General features: G+C 67.0%; 18 protein-coding genes. 10 read left to right on the top strand and 8 right to left on the bottom strand.

All coding sequences use genetic code 11. From position 1 onward, the window contains the following. Positions 1–92: 92 nt before the first annotated feature. The gene (locus G7043_RS10325) at positions 93–563 is read right to left on the bottom strand and encodes a glycine-rich domain-containing protein (protein ID WP_166044999.1); all 471 of its coding nucleotides are present in this window, start codon (positions 561–563) and stop codon (positions 93–95) included. 890 nt (positions 564–1,453) lie between these two features. Between G7043_RS10325 and G7043_RS47555 the strand changes: the two genes are divergently transcribed. The 3 genes from G7043_RS47555 to G7043_RS10315 all read left to right on the top strand — a co-directional run bounded on the left by G7043_RS47555 (position 1,454) and on the right by G7043_RS10315 (position 3,357). After that, positions 1,454–1,819, top strand: coding sequence for a helix-turn-helix domain-containing protein (locus G7043_RS47555; RefSeq protein ID WP_207310922.1), 366 nt, complete (start codon positions 1,454–1,456; stop codon positions 1,817–1,819). Between the two features lie 147 nt (positions 1,820–1,966). Then, a complete protein-coding gene (locus G7043_RS47550; RefSeq protein WP_207310921.1) occupies positions 1,967–2,689 on the top strand; it encodes a hypothetical protein in 723 nt (240 codons plus the stop codon). Between the two features lie 11 nt (positions 2,690–2,700). Next, positions 2,701–3,357 (top strand): YdcF family protein, encoded by a 657-nt coding sequence (locus tag G7043_RS10315; RefSeq protein ID WP_166045345.1) that lies wholly within the window; start codon positions 2,701–2,703, stop codon positions 3,355–3,357. Between the two features lie 727 nt (positions 3,358–4,084). On the opposite strand, the gene G7043_RS10310 is transcribed toward G7043_RS10315, so the two are convergent. From G7043_RS10310 to G7043_RS10300, 3 genes are read right to left on the bottom strand one after another with little or no spacing between them, the layout of a single operon-like run. After that, positions 4,085–5,359 carry an MFS transporter gene (locus G7043_RS10310; protein WP_166045344.1) on the bottom strand — a complete coding sequence of 425 codons (1,275 nt, stop codon included), beginning with the start codon at positions 5,357–5,359 and terminating at the stop codon, positions 4,085–4,087. A 58-nt stretch (positions 5,360–5,417) separates the two neighbouring features. Beyond that, positions 5,418–5,843, bottom strand: coding sequence for a MarR family winged helix-turn-helix transcriptional regulator (locus tag G7043_RS10305; protein ID WP_166045343.1), 426 nt, complete (start codon positions 5,841–5,843; stop codon positions 5,418–5,420). A gap of 40 nt (positions 5,844–5,883) precedes the next feature. Then, entirely contained in the window at positions 5,884–7,317 is a 1,434-nt protein-coding gene (locus tag G7043_RS10300; RefSeq protein WP_166045342.1) for an NCS2 family permease, read from the bottom strand. A gap of 16 nt (positions 7,318–7,333) precedes the next feature. Between G7043_RS10300 and G7043_RS48215 the strand changes: the two genes are divergently transcribed. Both G7043_RS48215 and G7043_RS10290 read left to right on the top strand, forming a co-directional pair. Then, complete coding sequence (locus tag G7043_RS48215; protein WP_313887786.1) at positions 7,334–7,597, top strand: DUF2530 domain-containing protein; 264 nt, start codon at positions 7,334–7,336, stop codon at positions 7,595–7,597. Between the two features lie 9 nt (positions 7,598–7,606). Next, positions 7,607–8,371: an ABC transporter permease gene (locus G7043_RS10290; protein ID WP_166045340.1), complete on the top strand. Its 765-nt coding sequence runs from the start codon at positions 7,607–7,609 to the stop codon at positions 8,369–8,371. 126 nt (positions 8,372–8,497) lie between these two features. On the opposite strand, the gene G7043_RS10285 is transcribed toward G7043_RS10290, so the two are convergent. Next, entirely contained in the window at positions 8,498–9,118 is a 621-nt protein-coding gene (locus G7043_RS10285) for a superoxide dismutase (RefSeq protein ID WP_166045339.1), read from the bottom strand. Positions 9,119–9,208: 90 nt separating this feature from the next. Between G7043_RS10285 and G7043_RS10280 the strand changes: the two genes are divergently transcribed. From G7043_RS10280 to G7043_RS10265, 4 genes are read left to right on the top strand one after another with little or no spacing between them, the layout of a single operon-like run. Beyond that, positions 9,209–10,861 (top strand): ABC-F family ATP-binding cassette domain-containing protein, encoded by a 1,653-nt coding sequence (locus G7043_RS10280; RefSeq protein WP_166045338.1) that lies wholly within the window; start codon positions 9,209–9,211, stop codon positions 10,859–10,861. Then, entirely contained in the window at positions 10,858–11,268 is a 411-nt protein-coding gene (locus tag G7043_RS10275; protein WP_045312902.1) for a hypothetical protein, read from the top strand. The genes G7043_RS10280 and G7043_RS10275 overlap by 4 nt, the downstream gene beginning before the upstream one ends. A gap of 37 nt (positions 11,269–11,305) precedes the next feature. Further along, entirely contained in the window at positions 11,306–12,172 is an 867-nt protein-coding gene (locus G7043_RS10270; RefSeq protein ID WP_166044998.1) for a hypothetical protein, read from the top strand. A 28-nt stretch (positions 12,173–12,200) separates the two neighbouring features. Then, positions 12,201–13,187, top strand: coding sequence for a hypothetical protein (locus G7043_RS10265; RefSeq protein ID WP_166045337.1), 987 nt, complete (start codon positions 12,201–12,203; stop codon positions 13,185–13,187). 12 nt (positions 13,188–13,199) lie between these two features. On the opposite strand, the gene G7043_RS10260 is transcribed toward G7043_RS10265, so the two are convergent. Then, positions 13,200–14,696, bottom strand: a complete 1,497-nt coding sequence (locus G7043_RS10260) for a glutamate--cysteine ligase (RefSeq protein ID WP_166045336.1) — start codon at positions 14,694–14,696, stop codon at positions 13,200–13,202. 209 nt (positions 14,697–14,905) lie between these two features. Here G7043_RS10260 and G7043_RS10255 point away from each other — a divergent pair, with 209 nt between their 5' ends. Further along, positions 14,906–15,697 (top strand): TrmH family RNA methyltransferase, encoded by a 792-nt coding sequence (locus tag G7043_RS10255; RefSeq protein WP_166045335.1) that lies wholly within the window; start codon positions 14,906–14,908, stop codon positions 15,695–15,697. 35 nt (positions 15,698–15,732) lie between these two features. Here G7043_RS10255 and G7043_RS10250 read toward each other — a convergent pair whose 3' ends face one another. Both G7043_RS10250 and G7043_RS10245 read right to left on the bottom strand, forming a co-directional pair. Continuing rightward, complete coding sequence (locus G7043_RS10250) at positions 15,733–16,344, bottom strand: DUF2537 domain-containing protein (RefSeq protein ID WP_166045334.1); 612 nt, start codon at positions 16,342–16,344, stop codon at positions 15,733–15,735. 429 nt (positions 16,345–16,773) lie between these two features. After that, positions 16,774–17,973 carry an HNH endonuclease signature motif containing protein gene (locus tag G7043_RS10245; RefSeq protein WP_166045333.1) on the bottom strand — a complete coding sequence of 400 codons (1,200 nt, stop codon included), beginning with the start codon at positions 17,971–17,973 and terminating at the stop codon, positions 16,774–16,776. Between the last annotated feature and the right edge of the window lie 326 nt (positions 17,974–18,299).

Raw genomic sequence — 18,299 nt, 5'->3', positions numbered from 1 at the left:
CCTCCGACCTCCTTCTCGACTGCGTTCACGAGGGCCGGAGGTAGCACGGTCCAGTCAAGGCGGTTAATCGTCAGTCTCCTGTTCAGGCGGTGTTACGGTTGGTCTTCCTGCCCGCAGCTGGTACAGCCGGCGTGGCATTGAGTGCACTTGCCCGCTTCTGCGAACCACAGCTCTTTGTGGATCGGCAGCCCCGCTGCTTCGATCGCGCCCACCGTAGGCCTCAACGTGTCGACTACGGCGGTACCTTCCCCGCTCGGCGCGGCGAACTTCTCCGGGACGTGGTGAAGGAACCGGCCCGCGACGCGCTCGCAGAACTCGGCGTAGTCCCTTGTGTTCAGGATGAACTGATGCCAGCCGATGTCGACCTTTTTGCTCGGCCGGTAGCGGTTGCACGGGTTCAGCGCGCATACGGTGAGGAAACTCAACGTGTCGCTGATGATCCTGTCCGCCTCCATCAGCGGGAGTCCGCTGTCCTCCATGATCTGATTCCGCCACGTCATGCGGAACTCCGTAGAGACAGTTGCCTGAGCGGCCTTGACCTCAGGCTCAAGAGTTGTCGTCATTGTGCGTCCTGTCGTCGTTTCCTGTGTGACAACCGCGATTGCGCGCAGATGATTGGTGCCGCCGAGTAGGAGCCTTCGGGGGCTCCGCTGCTCATAGCTGGGGTCTCTCTGTGCTTTGTGGTGGCCGGATGCCGCGATTCCGGACGAAGGGTTCGGCGGCTTCGGTCAGGTGGGTCGGCACTGATCGATGTCCTAGCAGTTGCCCCCTGCAGCCCGGGAGCAGGCAACGCGAGGGAAGCTCGGAAGACGTGTACGGGCTGGTCGGAATAGGTCCAGGACACGAAGTTGGGTGCGAACGGGTCGGAAGATGCGGTGAGAATCCCGCGATAGCCGTACGCATATCCAGGCCGCGTCATGATGGCGACATCGGCGACTCCCCGAGCGCGATACTCAAAAACCGCAGCGAGCCGTTCGATGTTCTCGCGGTCCGGGTAGTACGCGAACGTCCAGCGCCGCTCAGCCATCATGCGGAGCAAGATCGTGAGTTCATCGGTGACCACGTCCGCGCTCACAGCTTCCGCTCCGGGCCGAGTGAGCAGCGCTCGACGAACGCGAGGCAACTCACGCACCCACAAGCCCTCGCGTGAAACAAGCGGTACGCATAGACCGCGAGGAGCCCGAGCGCTACTCCCGATAGTGCGAGCACAATCCCTGCGAACATCAGACTCCTCCCGACCGCGCGAACGAGACGGAGACTGAAGCGCCCCGGTGTGTCAACTGGCCAGGTTGAGGCCTCTCGCTCATGGCCGCTCCCTTGTGGACGAACTCAGACATTGCCCGTGCGACCGAGGTGTCACACGGCGTCATCGCAGACGGTAGGTACGCCCAGCGGCGTGAACCGGGAGGATTTCTCTGGGGTCCTCACCTGCGCGGATGCGAGGGTGGGCGCCATGCGAGGAATGACCGACGGCATGACGATCGGAGAACGCGTCGCGTTCTACCGGCAGCGGCGGGGTCTGACCCAGGTCGTCCTGGCCGGGCTCGTAGGTCGCACCGAGGACTGGCTGCGAAAGGTTGAGCACGACGTGCTCCCACTGGACCGACTCTCGGTGCTGCGCCGCCTTGCCTACGCGCTCGACGTCGCCCTCGGCGACCTGATCGGCGAACCAGTACTGATGGCCTGGGCAGACGAGCCCGGTCGGCGGACTGTCCCCGCACTCAGGGTGGCGCTCATGGACCACCGCCAGTTCCTGACCGGCCTGCGGCCAGGAGACCCGATCCGGCTTGACACTCTGGCCATCAACATCGATGAGTAGTGGAGCGACTACCAGAACTCTCGCTACGCCCGACTCACCCAGCGCCTGCCGCTCCTGATCACCGATGCCCAGGCTGCCTGTCAGCACTACGGCACCACCAGCGACGACGGGCTCCGCGCGCACGCACTCGCGGCTGCTGCCCACCAGTTGGCCACCGCGTTGCTGACCAAGCTCGGCGAAGCCGATCTCGCGGCGATCTCTGCGAGCCGTGGCCTTGCCGCCGCCAACACCAGCGGCGACATTCTGATGATCGGTTCGCTGTACCGGTCGGTGGCACACGCGCTGTTGGCTATCGGCGAGTTCGAGCAGGCCATCGCACTGACCCGAGCCGCCGCAGACCACCTCGAACCAGGCCTGGGCCTTGCGACCCCGGAGTACCTCTCGGTCTACGGAATGCTGCACCTGGTCGGCGCGGTCGCCTCATCCCGCCGCGACGACCGCGTCGACACCACGGCGTTCCTCACCGAGGCAGATCAGGCCGCAAGCCGACTCGGCCACGATGCGAACTACCTGTGGACCGCTTTCGGCCCCACCAACGTCAAGATCCACCGGGTCACCGCCGCGATGGAACTCGGGGACGTCCAAGTCGCCGTCGACCTCGGCCCCCGCGTCGATACCCGCAGTCTTCCGACCGAACGGCGCGTCCGCCACGCCATCGAGACCGCTCGCGCCTACGTCCGGTGGAACCGCGTTGACGAGGCACTCGCTGTGCTTCTTACCGCTGAGCAGGACGCACCTGAACAAGTCCGGTACCACCGACTGTCCCGCATCCTCGTCCGCGAGATGATCAGACTGCCTCGTCCTGCCACCCGCGCCGTCGAGCTGGCTCATCGGATGGGTGTTCACGGCACCGACCCTCGTCAGCCGTAAGGTGCCTGGGCATGGCGACCACCATGCTTCCCCGAGGCCTGCGTGCGGATGTCGAGACCTTGTGGGCCTACCACGACATGGGTCACGAACCTCGCCGTTGCGACGTTGGCATCGGCCTGGGTAGCCACGACCTCGGTGTTGCCACTTACACCGCCGAGCTTTATCACCAGGGCATGTTCCCGCGCATTGTGTTCACCGGCGCCAATGCGCCCACCACAATCGAACGATTCCCCCGCGGTGAGGCCGTGCACTACCGCGAACACGCTATCACTCTCGGCGTGCCCGCCGAGGTGATCAGCATCGAGACCCAGGCCACCAACACCGGCCAGAACCTCACCAACAGTCGCCAGATCCTTGCCGAGGCAGGAGTCCGACCCGAGTCGATCATGCTGATCTCCCGGCCCTACCAGCAGCGACGAGCCTATGCGACCTGCCGCAAGGTATGGCCTGAGATCAACGTCATGTGCTCATCCCAACCGTTACCACTCGACGAGTACATCGCCGGGATCGGCGACGTCGACCGCGTGATCAACATGTTGGTCGGCGACACCCAGCGCATCACCGAGTACGCCCGGCGAGGATTCGCCATCGAGCAGGACGTGCCCGACAACGTGGTTGATGCGTTCCAGCGGCTTGTTGAGGCCGGGTACACCAGCCGCCTGATCTAACTACCGCTGACGCGCAACCATCCCTTCAACGACTCGGGGCGAGGGCGCGGCCGTCGGTGTTCGAGAACAGAGGCGTTCGGCCAGCACATGGCTCGGAACCACCTGATCAGGTTGATGAACCCCGACCGCCTGAGAAAGCTGGGATCGGCAACTCGATCACCGCGCCTGACCGCGATCCGAGCCTCGCGGTTGTTCATGTCCTCTGATCGCGGGTCGACCAGTCCCGGGCTGCTGGTTCAGTCGCCTGCCCAGGGCCACCCTCTCGGATGAAGGCATCTTGGAGGTACCGAGTTGCACTGTGGAGGAACGTTGACTCTGGACAGCACTGTGCGAACTCAAGAGGCTGGCAGCCCGACGTGCCTCAGCAGCGTGCCGTAGCTGTCCTGCCCGCTCGCGCCACGCTGAGGTGTTGTGACTTGGCTGATTTCTGCTTCGTGACTCACGGTTGGAGTAGGTCGCCAGGTCGGTAGATCTCTTGTGATGTAGGGGTTCCGAGAGCGGGGGACGCCTGCGTCAGCGTGCGTGGGTCGCGTTCCGAGTCTCGGCGCGACCTTGCGGGTGGTCACCGTGCGGGCGGCGACCATGCGGTTGCGTGCTTCCACCCGGGGCTCTGCCCCAGACCCCGCCAATCTGATCAGGGGTACCACGCCTCCAGCGGGTTGATGGCACGCCTGTTGCGTTGGGCGGCTGCGCCGTCGGGTCGTCTCGGCTTCGCCATCGGCGTGATCTAGCGGTCCGACGGCTGCAGTTCTGCTGGGCTGACTTCTTCTTGTTGTTGTTGTTGTTGCTTCTGTCTGCGCAGGCGGGGTTTCGCTATGTCGCCGCGCCTCACCAGGATGATCCAGGCGGTGATCGTCACGATCATCGAGACGGCGCCGCCGATGATGATCGGTGCGCGGCCGTTGATCTCTCCCAGCCAGCCCATCAGTGGGCCTCCCACCGGGTTGCCGCCCAGGAAGACCAGCATGTAGATGCCCATCACGCGGCCGCGCATCTCTGGTTCCACGGCCAGTTGGATGGTGGCGTTCGCGGTGGTGTTGAAGGTCATCATCGCGATGCCGACCGGGATCATCATCAGGCCGGTGAGGATCATCGTCGGCATCAGGCCGGACACGATTTCCAGCGCGCCGAACAGCACGCCCGCGCCGATGAAGACGCTCAGCCTGGGGGTTTTGCGTCTGGCGGCCCAGGTTGCGCCTGCCAGGGTGCCCACGGCGATCAGGGTGGAGAGCAGGCCGTAGGCGTCGGCGTCGCCGCCGAAGACGTTGCGGGCCATGATTGCCAGGGTCATGTAGAAGTTCATGCCGAAGGTGGCGATGAAGAAGACCAGCAGCATCACGGTCAGCAGGTCTGGGCGGTGTTTGACGTAGCGGAGGCCGGAGAGCAGTTGGCCTTTTTCGCGCGGTACCGGGTCGGAGCGTTGTAGTTGGGACGTGCGCATGAGCCAGACGCCGCCCACGACGCCGACGAAGCTGATGGCGTTGGCGATGAAGACCCAGCCGGTGCCGATGGCCACGATCGTCACGCCCGCGATGGCCGGGCCGATGATGCGGGCCAGGTTGAACATCATCGAGTTGATCGCCACGGCGTTGGTGAGCTGGTCGCGGCCCACCATTTCGACCACGAACGATTGGCGCACCGGGGTTTCCACGGCGGAGAAGCAGCCGAGCAGGAAGCAGAGCACGTAGACGTGCCAGAGTTCGGCTACGCCGGTCACGTCCAGCAGGCCGAGGGCCAGTGCGCAGACGCCCAGGGCGGATTCCAGCCACAGCAACAACTTGCGCTTGTCCATGCGGTCGGCGAGGACGCCGCCCCACATGGAGAGGAGCAGGACTGGGAGGAACTGCAGGGACGCGGCGAAGCCCAGGGCGATGGGGGAGCCGTTGGTGAGTTCCAGGACCAGCCAGTCCTGGGCCACCCGCTGCATCCAGACGCCGACCAGCGAGATGATCTGGCCGGAGGCGTAGAGGCGATAGTTGTATATGCCTAAGGAACCGAACATTCCGGTACGACGAGGTGGCGAACTGTCTGCTCCACCACCCGCGTAACCCGACACGTCCTTACTGCCCCGCCATCCTGTCGATGATCTCGGCGGCTTGCGAGAGCAGTTCCCGTTCGCCGGGTTCCAGCTCCGCGAGCCTCTTGTCCAGCCACGCTTCGCGGGCTGTGATCTCGTCTTCCAAGTACGACAAGCCTTCGCCGGTCAGCTCGACGATGGCTTGACGGCCGTCGGTGGGGTGCGGGCTGCGCGTTGCGAAGCCGAACTCCTCCAGGGCGGCGATCACGCGCGTCATCGACGGCGGTTGCACGCCTTCCTTGGCCGCGAGCTCGCCTGGCGTCAGCGGTCCGCACTTGTGCAGCGTGGACAGCGCGGACACCTGCGTCAGCGACACCGACGAGTTGGTGCGCTGGGCCCGCAGGCGGCGGTTGAGGCGCACGACGGCAAGCCTCAGCCTGCTCGCCAGTCCGTGCTGATCGGTCGCCACGTAGTTAGCATACCTCACGAAATAGTTTCCTGCCGAAAGGTCAGTTGAGCAGGGCCTGGATCGGGCCCAGTGCGAAGTAGACGATGAAAGCGGCCGCCACGATCCACATCAACGGGTGGATGCCGCGGGCTCGGCCGGTCAGCGCCTTGAGCAGCACGTAGCTCACGAAGCCCGCGCCGATGCCGTTCGCGATCGAGTAGGTGAACGGCATGACCACGATCGTCAGGAACGCGGGCAGGGCGATGGTGAAGTCGCTGAAGTCGATCTCGCGGACCTGCATCATCATCAGCGCGCCGACGATCACCAGTGCGGGCGCGGCCGCTTCGATCGGCACGACCTGGTAGAGCGGCGTGAAGAACATCGCCAGCAGGAAGAGAACGCCGGTGACGACGTTCGCGAGGCCCGTGCGCGCGCCCTCCGCGATGCCGGACGCCGATTCGATGTAGACGGTGTTCGACGAGCTGGACGCGGCACCGCCGGCCACCGCGCCGAGGCCGTCGACGAACAGCGCCTTGCCGACGTTCGGCAGCTGGCCGTCCTTGTCGATCAGGTCTGCTTCCTTGCCGAGACCGGTCATCGTGCCGACCGTGTCGAAGAAGTCGGTGAGCACCAGCGTGAAGACGATGAGGGCCGCGGCCAGCGCCGGGAGCCGCGTCCAGGCGCCGAACGACACGTCACCGAGCAGGCTGAGGTCCGGCACGCCGAAGACGTGGTCGGGCAGCGCGGGGTAGCCGAGGTTCCAGCCCTTGGCGTTGGTGCCCGCCGACGGACCGGCCTTGACGATCGCCTCGAGGATGATCGCGAAGATCGCGGTGCTCACGATGCCGATGAGGATCGCGCCCTTGATCCTGCGGGCGAACAGCACACCGGTGACCACGAGTCCGACCACGAACACCAGCGTCGGCCAGCTCGCGATCGACCCGTTGATGCCCAGGCCGACCGGAACCGTGGTGTTGGCGGCGTCCGGGAGCCGGCGCACGAACCCGGCGTCGACCAGGCCGATGAACGTGATGAACAGACCGATGCCGACCGCGATGGCGGCCTTGAGCTCGTTCGGCACCGCGTTGAACACCGCGGTCCGCACGCCCGTGACCACCAGCAGGAGCACGACGAGGCCGTTGACCAGGATGAGGCCCATCGCCTCTGGCCAGCTGACCTTCGCGGCCACGCTGACGGCCACGAACGAGTTGATGCCGAGCCCGGTGGCCAGCGCGAACGGGTAGTTCGCGATCAGTCCGAAGAGGATGGTCATCACACCGGCGACCAGCGCCGTCACCGCCGCGACCTGACCGACGGGCAGGATGTTGCCCAGCACGTCCGGGTGCGCTCCGGGCCCCGTCGGCGCGAAGCTGCCGATGATCAGCGGGTTCAGCACGACGATGTACGCCATCGTGAAGAACGTCACGACACCGCCGCGCACTTCCCGCGCCACGGTCGACCCGCGCTCGGAAATCTTGAAGAACCCGTCCAGCATCTGGTCTCCTAACGATGTGTCCGAACGCGACTCCGCCCCACACCCACCGCCGCTGCCACATCGGCTGGCCGACCCCGTGCCGGTGGTGCTGGGTGGAACCGCGCTGTGGTTCCTCGGATTTCTGGTCGTTCTCGTCGTCGACCGCTCGAACAGCACGCTGCTGTGGACGACGCTGTCCGGCGGTCTGCTCGGGATCATCGGCTACGGAGTGTTCTACTGGCAACGCCGGGCCGCGAGGCGAGGGTCACGTGGGGCTCAGCAGGGCCTTGACGAGGCCTAGCCGCGCCTGATGATCGACGTCACCGACTGGGTCCGGCTGCTGATCGTCTGCGTCGTCTTCACCGCGACCGCCGGTGCCATCGCGTGGTTCGCCGGCCTCACCAAGCCGATGCCGTTCCTCGGGGCCGCAGCCAGGGCCGTCGTGCAACTCGCCGCGGTCAGCGCCGTCATCACGTTCGTCCTGCAGCACCTCGGCCTCACCGGCCTGTTCCTGGCGCTGATGGCGATCGTGGCCACCGCGACCTCGGCCCGCCGCGCGCAGACCGGCTGGAAAGGCACGTGGGTGGCGGTGGCGATCCTCATCGGATCGGTGCCCTCCCTCGGCCTGCTGATCGCCATCGGCCTGCTCCCGATCAAGGGAATCGCGCTGATCCCGGTCGGCGGCATCCTGATCGGCGGCGCGATGACCGCGACCACCCTCTCGACCAGGCGTGCCCTCGACACGCTCAGGGACCGGCACGGCGAGTACGAGGCCGCGCTGGCGTTGGGCTTCCTGGAGTCGCAGGCGGCACGGTTCCTCATTCGCCAGCCGTCGGCCGAGGCTCTGCTGCCGGCGCTCGACCAGACCAGGACGGTCGGTCTTGTCACCCTTCCGGGTGCTTTTGTCGGCATGCTGCTGGGAGGGGCTCCCGTTTGGCAGGCCGGCGCACTACAACTCGTGGTCCTGCTCGCGCTTCTCGCGGTGGAGGTGGCCGCCGTGGCGGCCGTCGTCGAACTGGTCGCGAGGGGTCTGATCAGGAGGGCTTCCCAAGGAAGCGAAGTTAGGCTAACCTAAGTCTCGTCGCTTCGTGGTGGGAGCGGCAGTCAGTTCGGGAACGGACGAGGCCCCCGCTCTGGGCAGAGCGGGGGCCTCGTCGTGTTCAGCGGGCGGGAAGCTTTGTCGGAGCACCCACCGCCGAAGTCAGAGCTGCAGGCCGTTCTGGCCCGCGCGGGCGGCCTCGAAGCGGGCCGACACGTCCTCCCAGTTGACGACGTTCCACAGCGCGCTGATGTAGTCGGCCTTCAGGTTGCGGTACTGCAGGTAGTACGCGTGCTCCCAGATGTCGAACGCGAGCAGCGGCGTGGTCGCGATCGACAGGTTCGAGTGGTGGTCCTTGAGCTGCAGCGTGACCAGCTTCTGGCCGATCGGCTCCCACGCGAGGATGCCCCAGCCGGAACCCTGGATCGAGGACGCGGCCGCGTTGAGCTGACCGCGGAACTTGTCGAACGAACCGAAGTGCTCGTCGATCGCCGCGGCGAGCTCGCCGACCGGCTTGTCGCCGCCGTTGGGCGAGAGGTTCTTCCACCACACCTGGTGCAGCGCGTGGCCGGCCAGGTGGAACGCCAGCGTGGTCTCGAGGCCGACGATGGAGCCGAAGGACTCCTTGTCGCGGGCTTCCTCGATCTGCTCGAGCGTGTCGTTCGCGCCCTTCACGTAGGCGGCGTGGTGCTTGCCGTGGTGCAGCTCGTTGATCTCGCCGATGATCGCCGGCTCCAGGTCGCCGTAGTCGTAGTCGAGATCCGGCAGCACGTACTGGGCCATGACAACTCCCCATTTGCAATCTCTTGGTAGTTGCAACTTACTAGCAACAAGGTCGAGTTAACCAGTTGCGGGGGCACGTACCGTCGAAGCGTGTCCGTGCTGACAGCCAGGAATATTTCGCTGTCGTTCGGTCCGAGGACCGTGATCTCGGAGGTTGATTTCGATGTTTCGCCTGGTGACCGCGTCGGTCTGAGCGCGCCCAACGGTGTCGGCAAGTCGACTTTGCTCCGCCTGCTCTCCGGCGAGCTGCGTCCGGAGACCGGATCTGTCTCAAGCACCGGGACCGTCGCGCACCTGACGCAGGAGACCCTCCACGTAACTGGAGAGTCGCTGCGCGACCACCTCGCCCGCCGCACCGGCGTCGCCGAAGCGGAAGCGTGGCTGCAACGTGCGGCCGAAGCGCTCGGCGAGGGTGGTGGCGACGACTACCCGGACGCGCTCGACCACTGGACCGCGATCGGTGCCGGTGACTTCGGCGAACGCGCGGACGCGGTCTGCGAACGCCTCGGCCTGAAGGCGGATCTGCTCGACGGTCGTGCGCCGGACGAGCTGTCCGGTGGGCAGCAGGCGCGGCTGCGGCTCGCGGCGGTGTTGCTGACGCGCGCGGACGTGCTGTTGCTCGACGAGCCGACGAACGACCTCGACGCCACCGGGCTCGATCTCCTGGAATCCCACGTCAGCGGGTATCCGGGCGCGATCGTGCTGGTGAGCCACGACCGGGAGTTCCTGGCGCGCACCACGACCGCGATCGCCGAACTCGACGAGTTCACGCACCGGCTCACCGTGTTCGGTGGCGGCTGGGACGCCTACGTCGAGGAGAAGGCGAACGCCGGCCGGCGGGCCCAGGAGGAGTACGAGGCCTACGCGGGCAAGCGCGACTCGTTGGTGCAGCGCAGCCGGCAGGTCAAGGAGTGGTCGCGCAAGGGCGTGCGCCGGGCGACGAGTGCCAAGGCGCGCAACGACGAGCCGGACAAGAACATCCGGGCGGCCCACAAGCGGGGAGCGGAGAGCCTGACCGCGAAAGCGTCCGTTGTGGACCGTCAGCTGGAGCGACTGGAGGAGGTCGAGGAACCGCGCGAGGCGTGGGAACTGCGGCTCACCCTGCCGTCGGCCGGGCGCGGCAGCTCGGTGGCGTTCACGTTGCGCCAGGCCGTGGTCAGCCGCGGGGACGTGACGCTCGGGCCGGTCGACCTCACGATCGGCGCGGGCGAGCGGTGGCGGATCACCGGGCCGAACGGCTCCGGCAAGTCGACGTTGCTCGGCGCGCTGCTCGGCCGCATCCCGCTGGTCTCCGGCGACCGCTCGATCGGGCCGGGCGTGGTGGTCGGCGAGGTCGATCAGCTGCGCGCCGAGTTCGCCTCGGACGCTTCGGCGTTGCGGATCGTGGCCGGCGCGACGGGCCTGCAGGACGTCGAGGTGCGCACGTTGCTCGCGAAGTTCCGGTTGGGCGCGGACACGGTCCTGCGGCCGGCGCGCGAGCTGTCGCCGGGCGAACGAACCCGGGCAGGCCTGGCCTTGTTGCAAGCTCGTGGCACCACTTGTTTGGTTCTCGACGAACCGACGAATCATTTGGATTTGCCGGCGATCGAACAACTGGAACAAGCGCTCGAAAACTACGAGGGCACGTTGTTGCTGGTCACGCACGATCGGCGGCTCGCATCGGCCGTGCGGGTGGATCGCGAGATCAACGTTCGCGACCTCCTCACGTTTCCTCGTGTTAAGGGTGGAAGATATGAGCCATGACCACCGAGGAGGACTGGCCGGTCGAACAGACCTGGTCAATGCGCAACACCCACTGGCACGCCTATGTGGAGCACACGTCCCTCGACCACGCTTCTCCTCGGCAGGTCCGGCTCGAACGCACGCCTGAGGAGGTGCTCACGTCGCCGGCCGAGGTCGCGGCGTGGCTGGAGGTCAACCTCCGCAGCGCGACGCGGCCCGAGGAGACCGGGAAGAAGCGCGTGAAGGACGAGCGCGACTTCACCGACTCGAACCGCGTGCACGCCTCGCTGGCGTCCCGCGGTGAGTCGATCTACACGGGTGTGAAGGGCGAGTTGACGCTGGCAGTCGAGGCCGTGACGCCGGACGAGTGCCGCACCTCGCACGACGGTGCTGACGTCGCGCCGCTGAAGTCTGGACGTCGCCGCTAGATTCGATCCCCTGGGAGTTTCGTGATCTGGGGGATCCGTGAAACGTCTTCTGCCGAGATTCGGCGCGCTCGCCCTCGTCGCGGCGCTGGTCGGTGCGGTGGTGTGGCTGCGGCCTGAACCTCCGGGGCCTGCGCCGGCACCGCAGGAAATCCTCCTGCCGGAGGACTTCGTCCTGCAGTACGCGGACGGCTCCAGGATGTGGAGCAGTTCCGACGGCCCGAGGAAGTCGTACCTCGTGAGCCGGGTGCTCGCAGAGCTCAAGGACCAGGGGCTGTCGTTCGACCAGCTCCGGAGCAGCCGCAGCGTGGTTCGAACGACGATCGACGCGAAGGCGCAGACGGTCGCTGCCGCTGTCGTCGGGCGGCTGGTCGCACCTCGGCGACCGGAGCTGGGCGCGGCGGTGGCCGCGATCGATCCGGCCTCGGGTGATGTGCGGGTGTACCTGGGACTCAGCCGGGGCGCCGATCTGGCGGGAGACGAGGCGAAGGAACTGCCGCCGGAGATCGTCCGCCCGTTCACCGACGTGGGTGCGCCGAACCTGGTGCGAGCGCGGATGAGCCCGCTGGACCTGGCATCGGCGTACGGGACCTTCGCCGCGGGAGGCGTCCGGCAGGAGCCGCGTTTCGTCACCTCGGTCAGCGGCGGGGACGGCGCGGAGCTGTACCGGAAGGTGGGCATCGGCCACGTCCCGTTCGATCGCCAGGTGGCGGACCGGGTCACCGCGCAGCTCAAGGAACGGCCCGGCTGCAACGGGGTCGCCTGCGTGCCCGGTGCGCACCAGTGGACGGCCGGCTACACACCAAAGCTCGCGGTCACGGTGTTCGTGGACAAGGCAGACGCCGTGGCCGACGCCGACCTGGCCAGGGTGGTCTGGCAGGAGTTCCTGTCGTCGCTGGCGGGGTGAGGCCGGCATCGGGTTTCTGGGGGATGAGATGAAGCGATTCCTGCCCGTCTTGGGAGTGCTGGTGCTCGTCGGCGCCGTTGCCGCGGTGGTGTGGCAACGGTTCGAGGAGCCACCGGAGCGTTATGTGGTGCTTCAGTACGCGGACGCCTCGGAGCTGTGGCGGTCGGGCGACGCGGAGACACCGCTGGTCAGGCAGATCGTCCGGGAGCTCGGCACGCGGGCGTCGCTGTCGCTGGACCAGCTGCGCAACACCGGTGCCGTCGTGGTGACGACGATCGACGCGAGGGCGCAGTCCGCCGGGGCGGCGACGATTCGCGAGAAGTCGGCCGCGCGGACGTCGGTGACCGCCGTCGACCCGGCCAGCGGTGCGGTGCGGGCCTACGCGCCGGGCAACGATCCGTCGGTGGATTTCGCGGGCGGTGTCGTGAAGGAGCCCGGTTCGGTGTTCTTCCCGTTCACCGCTGTTGCGGCGGTGCAGGAGGGCAAACCGCTCGGTGAGGGTGATGTGGAGCGGGCGATCGGTGTCGCGCGCCGGGCAGGGGTGCCGGAGTTCGCGGACGTCGCGGGCAACCGGACGAAACTGCTCGACGGCCCCGGTGGCGTGTTGCGGCCACTCGACCTGGCGTCGGGCTATGCGACGTTCGCGGCGGACGGTGTGCACCGGGACGCCCACTTCGTCACGCACGTCACCGACGCGCACGGTTCGACGCTCTACCAGGCGTTGGGGACGCCGCAGCCCGCGTTCGACCGGGATCCGGTGCGCAGCAAGGACATCGCGCAGCAGGTCACCAAGGTGCTGAGGGACGACCCGGTGTGTGGTGACAACAACCCGTACCTGGCGTGCCGGCCCGGCGCGTGGCCGTCGGACGGACCGGCTCGGCACGCGTGGATGCTCGGGTACACCCCGGAGCTGTCGGTGTCGGTGTTCGTCGGCGGGGACGAGGCCGGCGGCGCCGTTGACGCCGGCCTGCCCAAGGCCGTCTGGGGGACGTTCCTGGAGAAGCTGAAGCCCTAGCCGGCTGGCCGTTCAGCCGACGGGCCAGGTGTGCACGGGTTCGCCCGCGTGCATCAGCTCCATGTACCGCTTGAGCATGCCGCTCAGGGCCGCTTCCCGCGACATTCCACGTTCCTCAAGCAGCGCAACGGTTTCCCGCTGCCACGACGATCCCGTGCGCCGCGCGAGGCAGCGCTGCTCGATCACGCCGAGGTAGCGTTCGCGGGCCTCGTCGGAGACGCCGCAGTCGCGCAGACCCTCGTGCGCCATCGGCAGGAGCCGGCGCAGCACCAGTTCGTCCGGTGGGATCCAGCCGATGCCGGGCCAGTACAGCTGGGCGTGCATGCCGTGCCGGGCGCCGGTGTAGAGGTTCTCCTCGGCCGCCTGGAACGACATCTGCGTCCACAGCGGACGTTCCTGGGAGGTGAGCGCGCGCTGGGTGCCGTAGAAGAAGGCGGCGTTGGCCATCGTGTCGAGCACCGTGGGGCCCGCGGGCAGGACGCGGTTCTCGACGCGCAGGTGCGGCACGCCGTCGACGACGTCGTAAACCGGGCGGTTCCAGCGCCAGATCGTGCCGTTGTGCAGGCGCAGCTCGGAAAGACGAGGCGCGCCACCGGCTTCGAGGGTCTCCAACGGATCCTCGTCGTCGGTTTCGGGCAGCAGACTGGGGAAGTAGCGCACGTTCTCCTCGAACAGGTCGAAGATCGACGTGATCCACCGTTCACCGAACCACACCCGCGGGCGGACGCCCTGGTTCTTCAGCTCGTCCGGGCGGGTGTCGGTGGCCTGCTGGAACAACGGGATGCGGGTCTCGTGCCAGAGCGCTTTGCCCAGCAGGAAAGCCGAGTTCGCGGCGATGGCCACCTGCACCCCGGCCAGGCACTGCGCGGCGTTCCAGTGCGCGGCGAAGTGCGTCGGCTCGACCTGCAGGTGCAGCTGCACCGAGGTGCACGCGGCTTCGGGCAGGATCGACTCCGCGTAGCTCAGCAACTTCTCCGGGCCTTTGCCCGGCATCGCCGGACCTTCCATGTGCAACACCATCTCCTCGCCACGGGCTTTGAAGATGGTGTCGTTGAGAAGCGCGTACCGCGGTGCCTCGGAGAGCCACTTGCGGTCGAAGTGCCTCTCCCGCAACGTGGGCAACAAGCCGATCATCGCGAGGTTGGCGCCGACGTCGTTGGCCTTGGCGTCGGCGTTGTCGAGCGACGTGCGCAGTTCCTCTTCCAGGCCAAGCATCTCACCTCCCGCCAGCTCGCGCGGCGGGACGTTGATCTCCAGGTTCTGCTGTCCCAGCTCGAGCGTGTAGGAGGGATCGTCGATCTTCTCGAGCACCTCCGAGTTGGCCATCGCCGGCCGCATCGCGTCGTCGACGAGGTTCAACTCGATCTCGAGCCCCATCTGCCGACGGGGAAAGGAAAACGTGTCTTCGGCCAGCATCGTGGCCAATGCGTCGAGACTTCGCTGCATCTTCTCTCGATAACGCTGGCGATCGTCTCTGGTGAACGTGCGGCTGGACACTTCGCTTCCCATGCCGCTACCCCTTCGCTCGGCGCCGGTGGGCGCGGGCCAGGCGGAACGCCAAACGTGACACAGCGGAAACCTCCTTTACATCGCCCAAAACGGTGCTCTCTGTCACGTCGAGGTAACAACCAGCGATCATCCGCTGGTCGGGCGTGTGTGGTTCCACCCTCCGGACTACCTCGCCTGTTCCACATCCGGCCGGATGCGAAACTTCCGGCGTGGCAAAGGTGATCGAGATCAACGACCCGGCCGATCCGCGGCTGGACGACTTCCGCGACCTGTCGACGGCCGATCGCCGGCCTGACCGGCCAGGAGGACGGGGACTCGTCATCGCCGAGGGCGTCGTGGTGGTGGAACGCCTGCTGGCGTCGCCGTACCCGGTGCGCGGCCTGCTCGGCGTGCGCCGCCGCATCGAGGCGCTCGACCTCGCTGACCTGGACGTTCCCGCCTACGTGACGTCAGCCGAGGTGATGGCGTCCGTCGTCGGCTTCCACCTGAACCGGGGCGTGCTGGCCGCCGCCGATCGCGCTCCCGCGGTGTCGCTGGACTCGCTGGTTTCCAGTGCTCAGCGCCTTGCCGTGCTGGAGGGCGTGGGTGACCACGAGAACCTGGGCTCGATCTTCCGCAACGCCGCCGCGCTGGGCGTCGACGGCGTAGTACTGGGCCCCGGCTGCAGCGATCCGCTGTATCGACGCAGCGTGCGGGTGTCGATGGGTCACGTGCTGCGCGTGCCGTTCGCTACCACGGATGAGTGGCCTGCGGCGCTGAACATGTTGCGGCACAAGGGGTTCACAGTTGCCGCTCTGACGCCCAGGCCGTCCGCACTGCATCTTGCAGATGCCAATTTGCGCGGCCGGCGCGTCGCGGTGGTGCTGGGTTCCGAGGGGCCGGGCCTGACCGAGGAAGCGATCGCGGCGGCGGACGTCGCGGTGCGGATCCCGATGTCGTCCGGCGTGGACTCGCTGAACGTGGCCACCGCGGGGGCGGTGGCGTTCTACGCGTTGCTCTGAGTTGGTTGCTCTGAGTTGGTTCTGAGGTTTCCGGTTCAGAGCAGGGTCAGGATCAGCGCGAGCCAGGCGACGAGCACCCCGGTGACGACGCCGTACGCGACCCAGCGCCACACCGGCACCTTGCGTCCCAGCCAGACACTCGGCGCGAGCCCGCCGACGACCAAGATGTTCGCGACGAGCGCGAGCCACCTGCTGGTCTCGCCCAGGCCCAGCGAGAGCGACACGACGGTGACCGCGACGATCGCCGCGGTGATGCCGCTGACCGTGAGCCCGGTACCCCACGGCGTGGGCTCCGGCTCGGTGGCCAGTGGGTACTCGTCTTTCTCGGCTTTCGCGGCTTTCGCGGCGCTCTCGGGTGCTTCGACGCTCACAAGTTCTCCGCTGACCGGGTCGGTGTAGTTGACCGGCGAGTTCATGACCGCCGCGATCCTGCCCGCGAGCTGCTTGCCCCGACGCGTGACCAACGCACTGGCCACCCCGTCGGCCGGCGTCTCGGTGCGCACCACCGCGTCGGCGACCTTCGCCCACTCGTGCAGGGCTTCGGCGAGGTCGGCGCCGAGGGGCAAGCTGTGCGGGTCGACCTCACGCTCACCGGACTCGTCCTCCCCGGCGAGCACGGCGCGGCCGTCCCGGACTCGCAACTCCACGAAACCCTCCTCGGTCTTCCGGAGCCTCGGGGCAGAACCTATCGGACGGGGGTGGCGTGGAGGTGGTCGCGTTGCGGGTGGCTGGTCGCGTTCCAGCGGAGGGGTTGCCTTGCGAGCGGGTGGTCACCTTGGTCGGGTGGTTGCGCGGGCGGGTTGACGAGCCGGGTCAATTCATCGCCGCTGCGCGACGATTGCGATTGGGGCTTGACTTCGGGGCCCTTGCGAGGTGCTTATCGGCCTTCAAAAGCTGGGCATAGAGAGCCCGGCTGATCCGAACACGGTAGCACCTCGCACCCAAAGTCAAGCCCCAATCGCGCGGTGGTTGCGTCATGACCGCTTGCCCAGCGGGGGATCGGCAGCGGGCTCACCCATCGCGGCATTAGGGGGTGCGGCTCTCTCTTCGAGTTGCCGCAGCTTTATTCGTATCGATCAGGCAGTGGCGTGGAGAAGATTTCTCCGGGGCTTGCGCTGCTCGTCCATCCAGCGGGGTGCGTAGAACGTGGGGATGCCGTGCTCCATTGTCACGTCCCATTCGCTTTGGTGGATGAGCGTGTGGTGATGGCGGCAGAGCAGGACGGCATTGTCGACGGAGGTGTCGCCGCCGTCTGACCAGTGGCGAATATGATGGGCATCGCATTGTCTAGGTGGCCTGCCGCATCCGGGGAACGCGCAGCCGCGGTCGCGGGCGACGAGGGTCCGGCGGATTCCGGCGGTGAAGGTGCGGGTCTTGCGGCCGATGTCCATCGGCTGGGACTTCGCCCCCAGTAGCAGCGGGATGATGCCCGCGCTGCACGCCAGCTGACGGACCTGGTCGGCCGGGACGCGTTCGCCGTTGTCCAGCGTGGCCTGGCCGACCTGCTTGGCGAGGTCGTCGTAGCGCATGGTCACGGTGAGCGTGACCGGTTCGCCGCCGTGCTCGGGCAGCTGGTCGGCACGCAGCATCAGGTCGACCAGTTCCGCCAGCGCGTCACCTTCACGCACGGCACGTGACCGCAGGTCGGGACCGTCCTCGACGGTCTCGGGGCGCGGCTTCGCCAGCGGATCGAGCAGCGCCTGGTACTTGGCGCCGGTGACCGTGTCCAGCAGGGCCTTGATCTCCAGCATGCCGTTCTTCCAGTGCATCACGTGCTGGTTGACCTGCGACGCGGGTTCGGGCTCACGGGGCTCGGGGTCGTTCTGGTAGAGCCGGTAGGCCAGGTCCTTGCCGAACGCGCGCACCGCACTGGGCTCGTGCTCACGTGCGAAGCTGACGACGGAGTCTTCGGCTTCGGCAGGCAGGGTCTTCATCACCTCGGCGACCACCGCGACGTGCTCGACCGACAACGCACCCTCGGCCACCGCCTCAGCAGTCACCGGAAGCACGGGCGCGAGCTCGCTGCCGGTCGGCGTAATCTCACTCGCCAACAGCCCGGCATTCGCGACCCATTTCTTGGCCGTCGTAAGATCCCAGCGGACCGCGTGCCGCAACACCTGCGGCAAATTCTTGTAACCCAGTTCAACCGCAGCCCCACGCCGATCCAACTCGGCAATCTTCTGCAACACGGAATTCTCGCGAACCCGAATCTCCACCACCTCATCAACGAGACTGCGCAGCAGCTCGTCGGTGGGGAGGAGTCGGGTTTCGATCACGTGTTCTACTTTACTGCAAGATCACGACGGGATAACGCCTAAAGGCGACCACGATAGAGTGAACCGCTGGCCAAGCGGTGATAAGGCGACCATCGCGCGATTGGGGCTTGACTTTGGGTGCGAGGTGCTACCGTGTTCGGATCGGCCGGGCGCTCTATCAGCCCGGCTTTTACAGGCCGATATGCGCCTCGCAAGGGCCCCGAAGTCAAGCCCCAATCGAAATCGTCGCGAAGCGGCGATGAAATGACCCGGCGCGGTGACCCTCCGCTGGAACCAGTCCCGACGCGGGTCGCGTTCGCGCCAGATCCCCATTGGCGCGAACGCGA

Origin of the sequence: Lentzea alba, assembly GCF_011067745.1 — a bacterium.
Taxonomy (GTDB): Bacteria; Actinomycetota; Actinomycetes; order Mycobacteriales; family Pseudonocardiaceae; genus Lentzea; species Lentzea alba.
Note: the sequence above shows the minus strand (reverse complement) of the source record. Positions and strands in the feature narration are given on the sequence as shown.

Coding starts and splice junctions, on each gene's coding strand:
- G7043_RS10260 (WP_166045336.1), bottom strand. CDS start 14,696: ATGGGAAGCGAAGTGTCCAGCCGCACGTTCACCAGAGACGATCGCCAG.
- G7043_RS10310 (WP_166045344.1), bottom strand. CDS start 5,359: ATGTTCGGTTCCTTAGGCATATACAACTATCGCCTCTACGCCTCCGGC.
- G7043_RS10290 (WP_166045340.1), top strand. CDS start 7,607: ATGATCGACGTCACCGACTGGGTCCGGCTGCTGATCGTCTGCGTCGTC.
- G7043_RS10275 (WP_045312902.1), top strand. CDS start 10,858: ATGACCACCGAGGAGGACTGGCCGGTCGAACAGACCTGGTCAATGCGC.
- G7043_RS10315 (WP_166045345.1), top strand. CDS start 2,701: ATGGCGACCACCATGCTTCCCCGAGGCCTGCGTGCGGATGTCGAGACC.
- G7043_RS10265 (WP_166045337.1), top strand. CDS start 12,201: ATGAAGCGATTCCTGCCCGTCTTGGGAGTGCTGGTGCTCGTCGGCGCC.
- G7043_RS10325 (WP_166044999.1), bottom strand. CDS start 563: ATGACGACAACTCTTGAGCCTGAGGTCAAGGCCGCTCAGGCAACTGTC.
- G7043_RS10300 (WP_166045342.1), bottom strand. CDS start 7,317: ATGCTGGACGGGTTCTTCAAGATTTCCGAGCGCGGGTCGACCGTGGCG.
- G7043_RS10285 (WP_166045339.1), bottom strand. CDS start 9,118: ATGGCCCAGTACGTGCTGCCGGATCTCGACTACGACTACGGCGACCTG.
- G7043_RS47555 (WP_207310922.1), top strand. CDS start 1,454: ATGCGAGGAATGACCGACGGCATGACGATCGGAGAACGCGTCGCGTTC.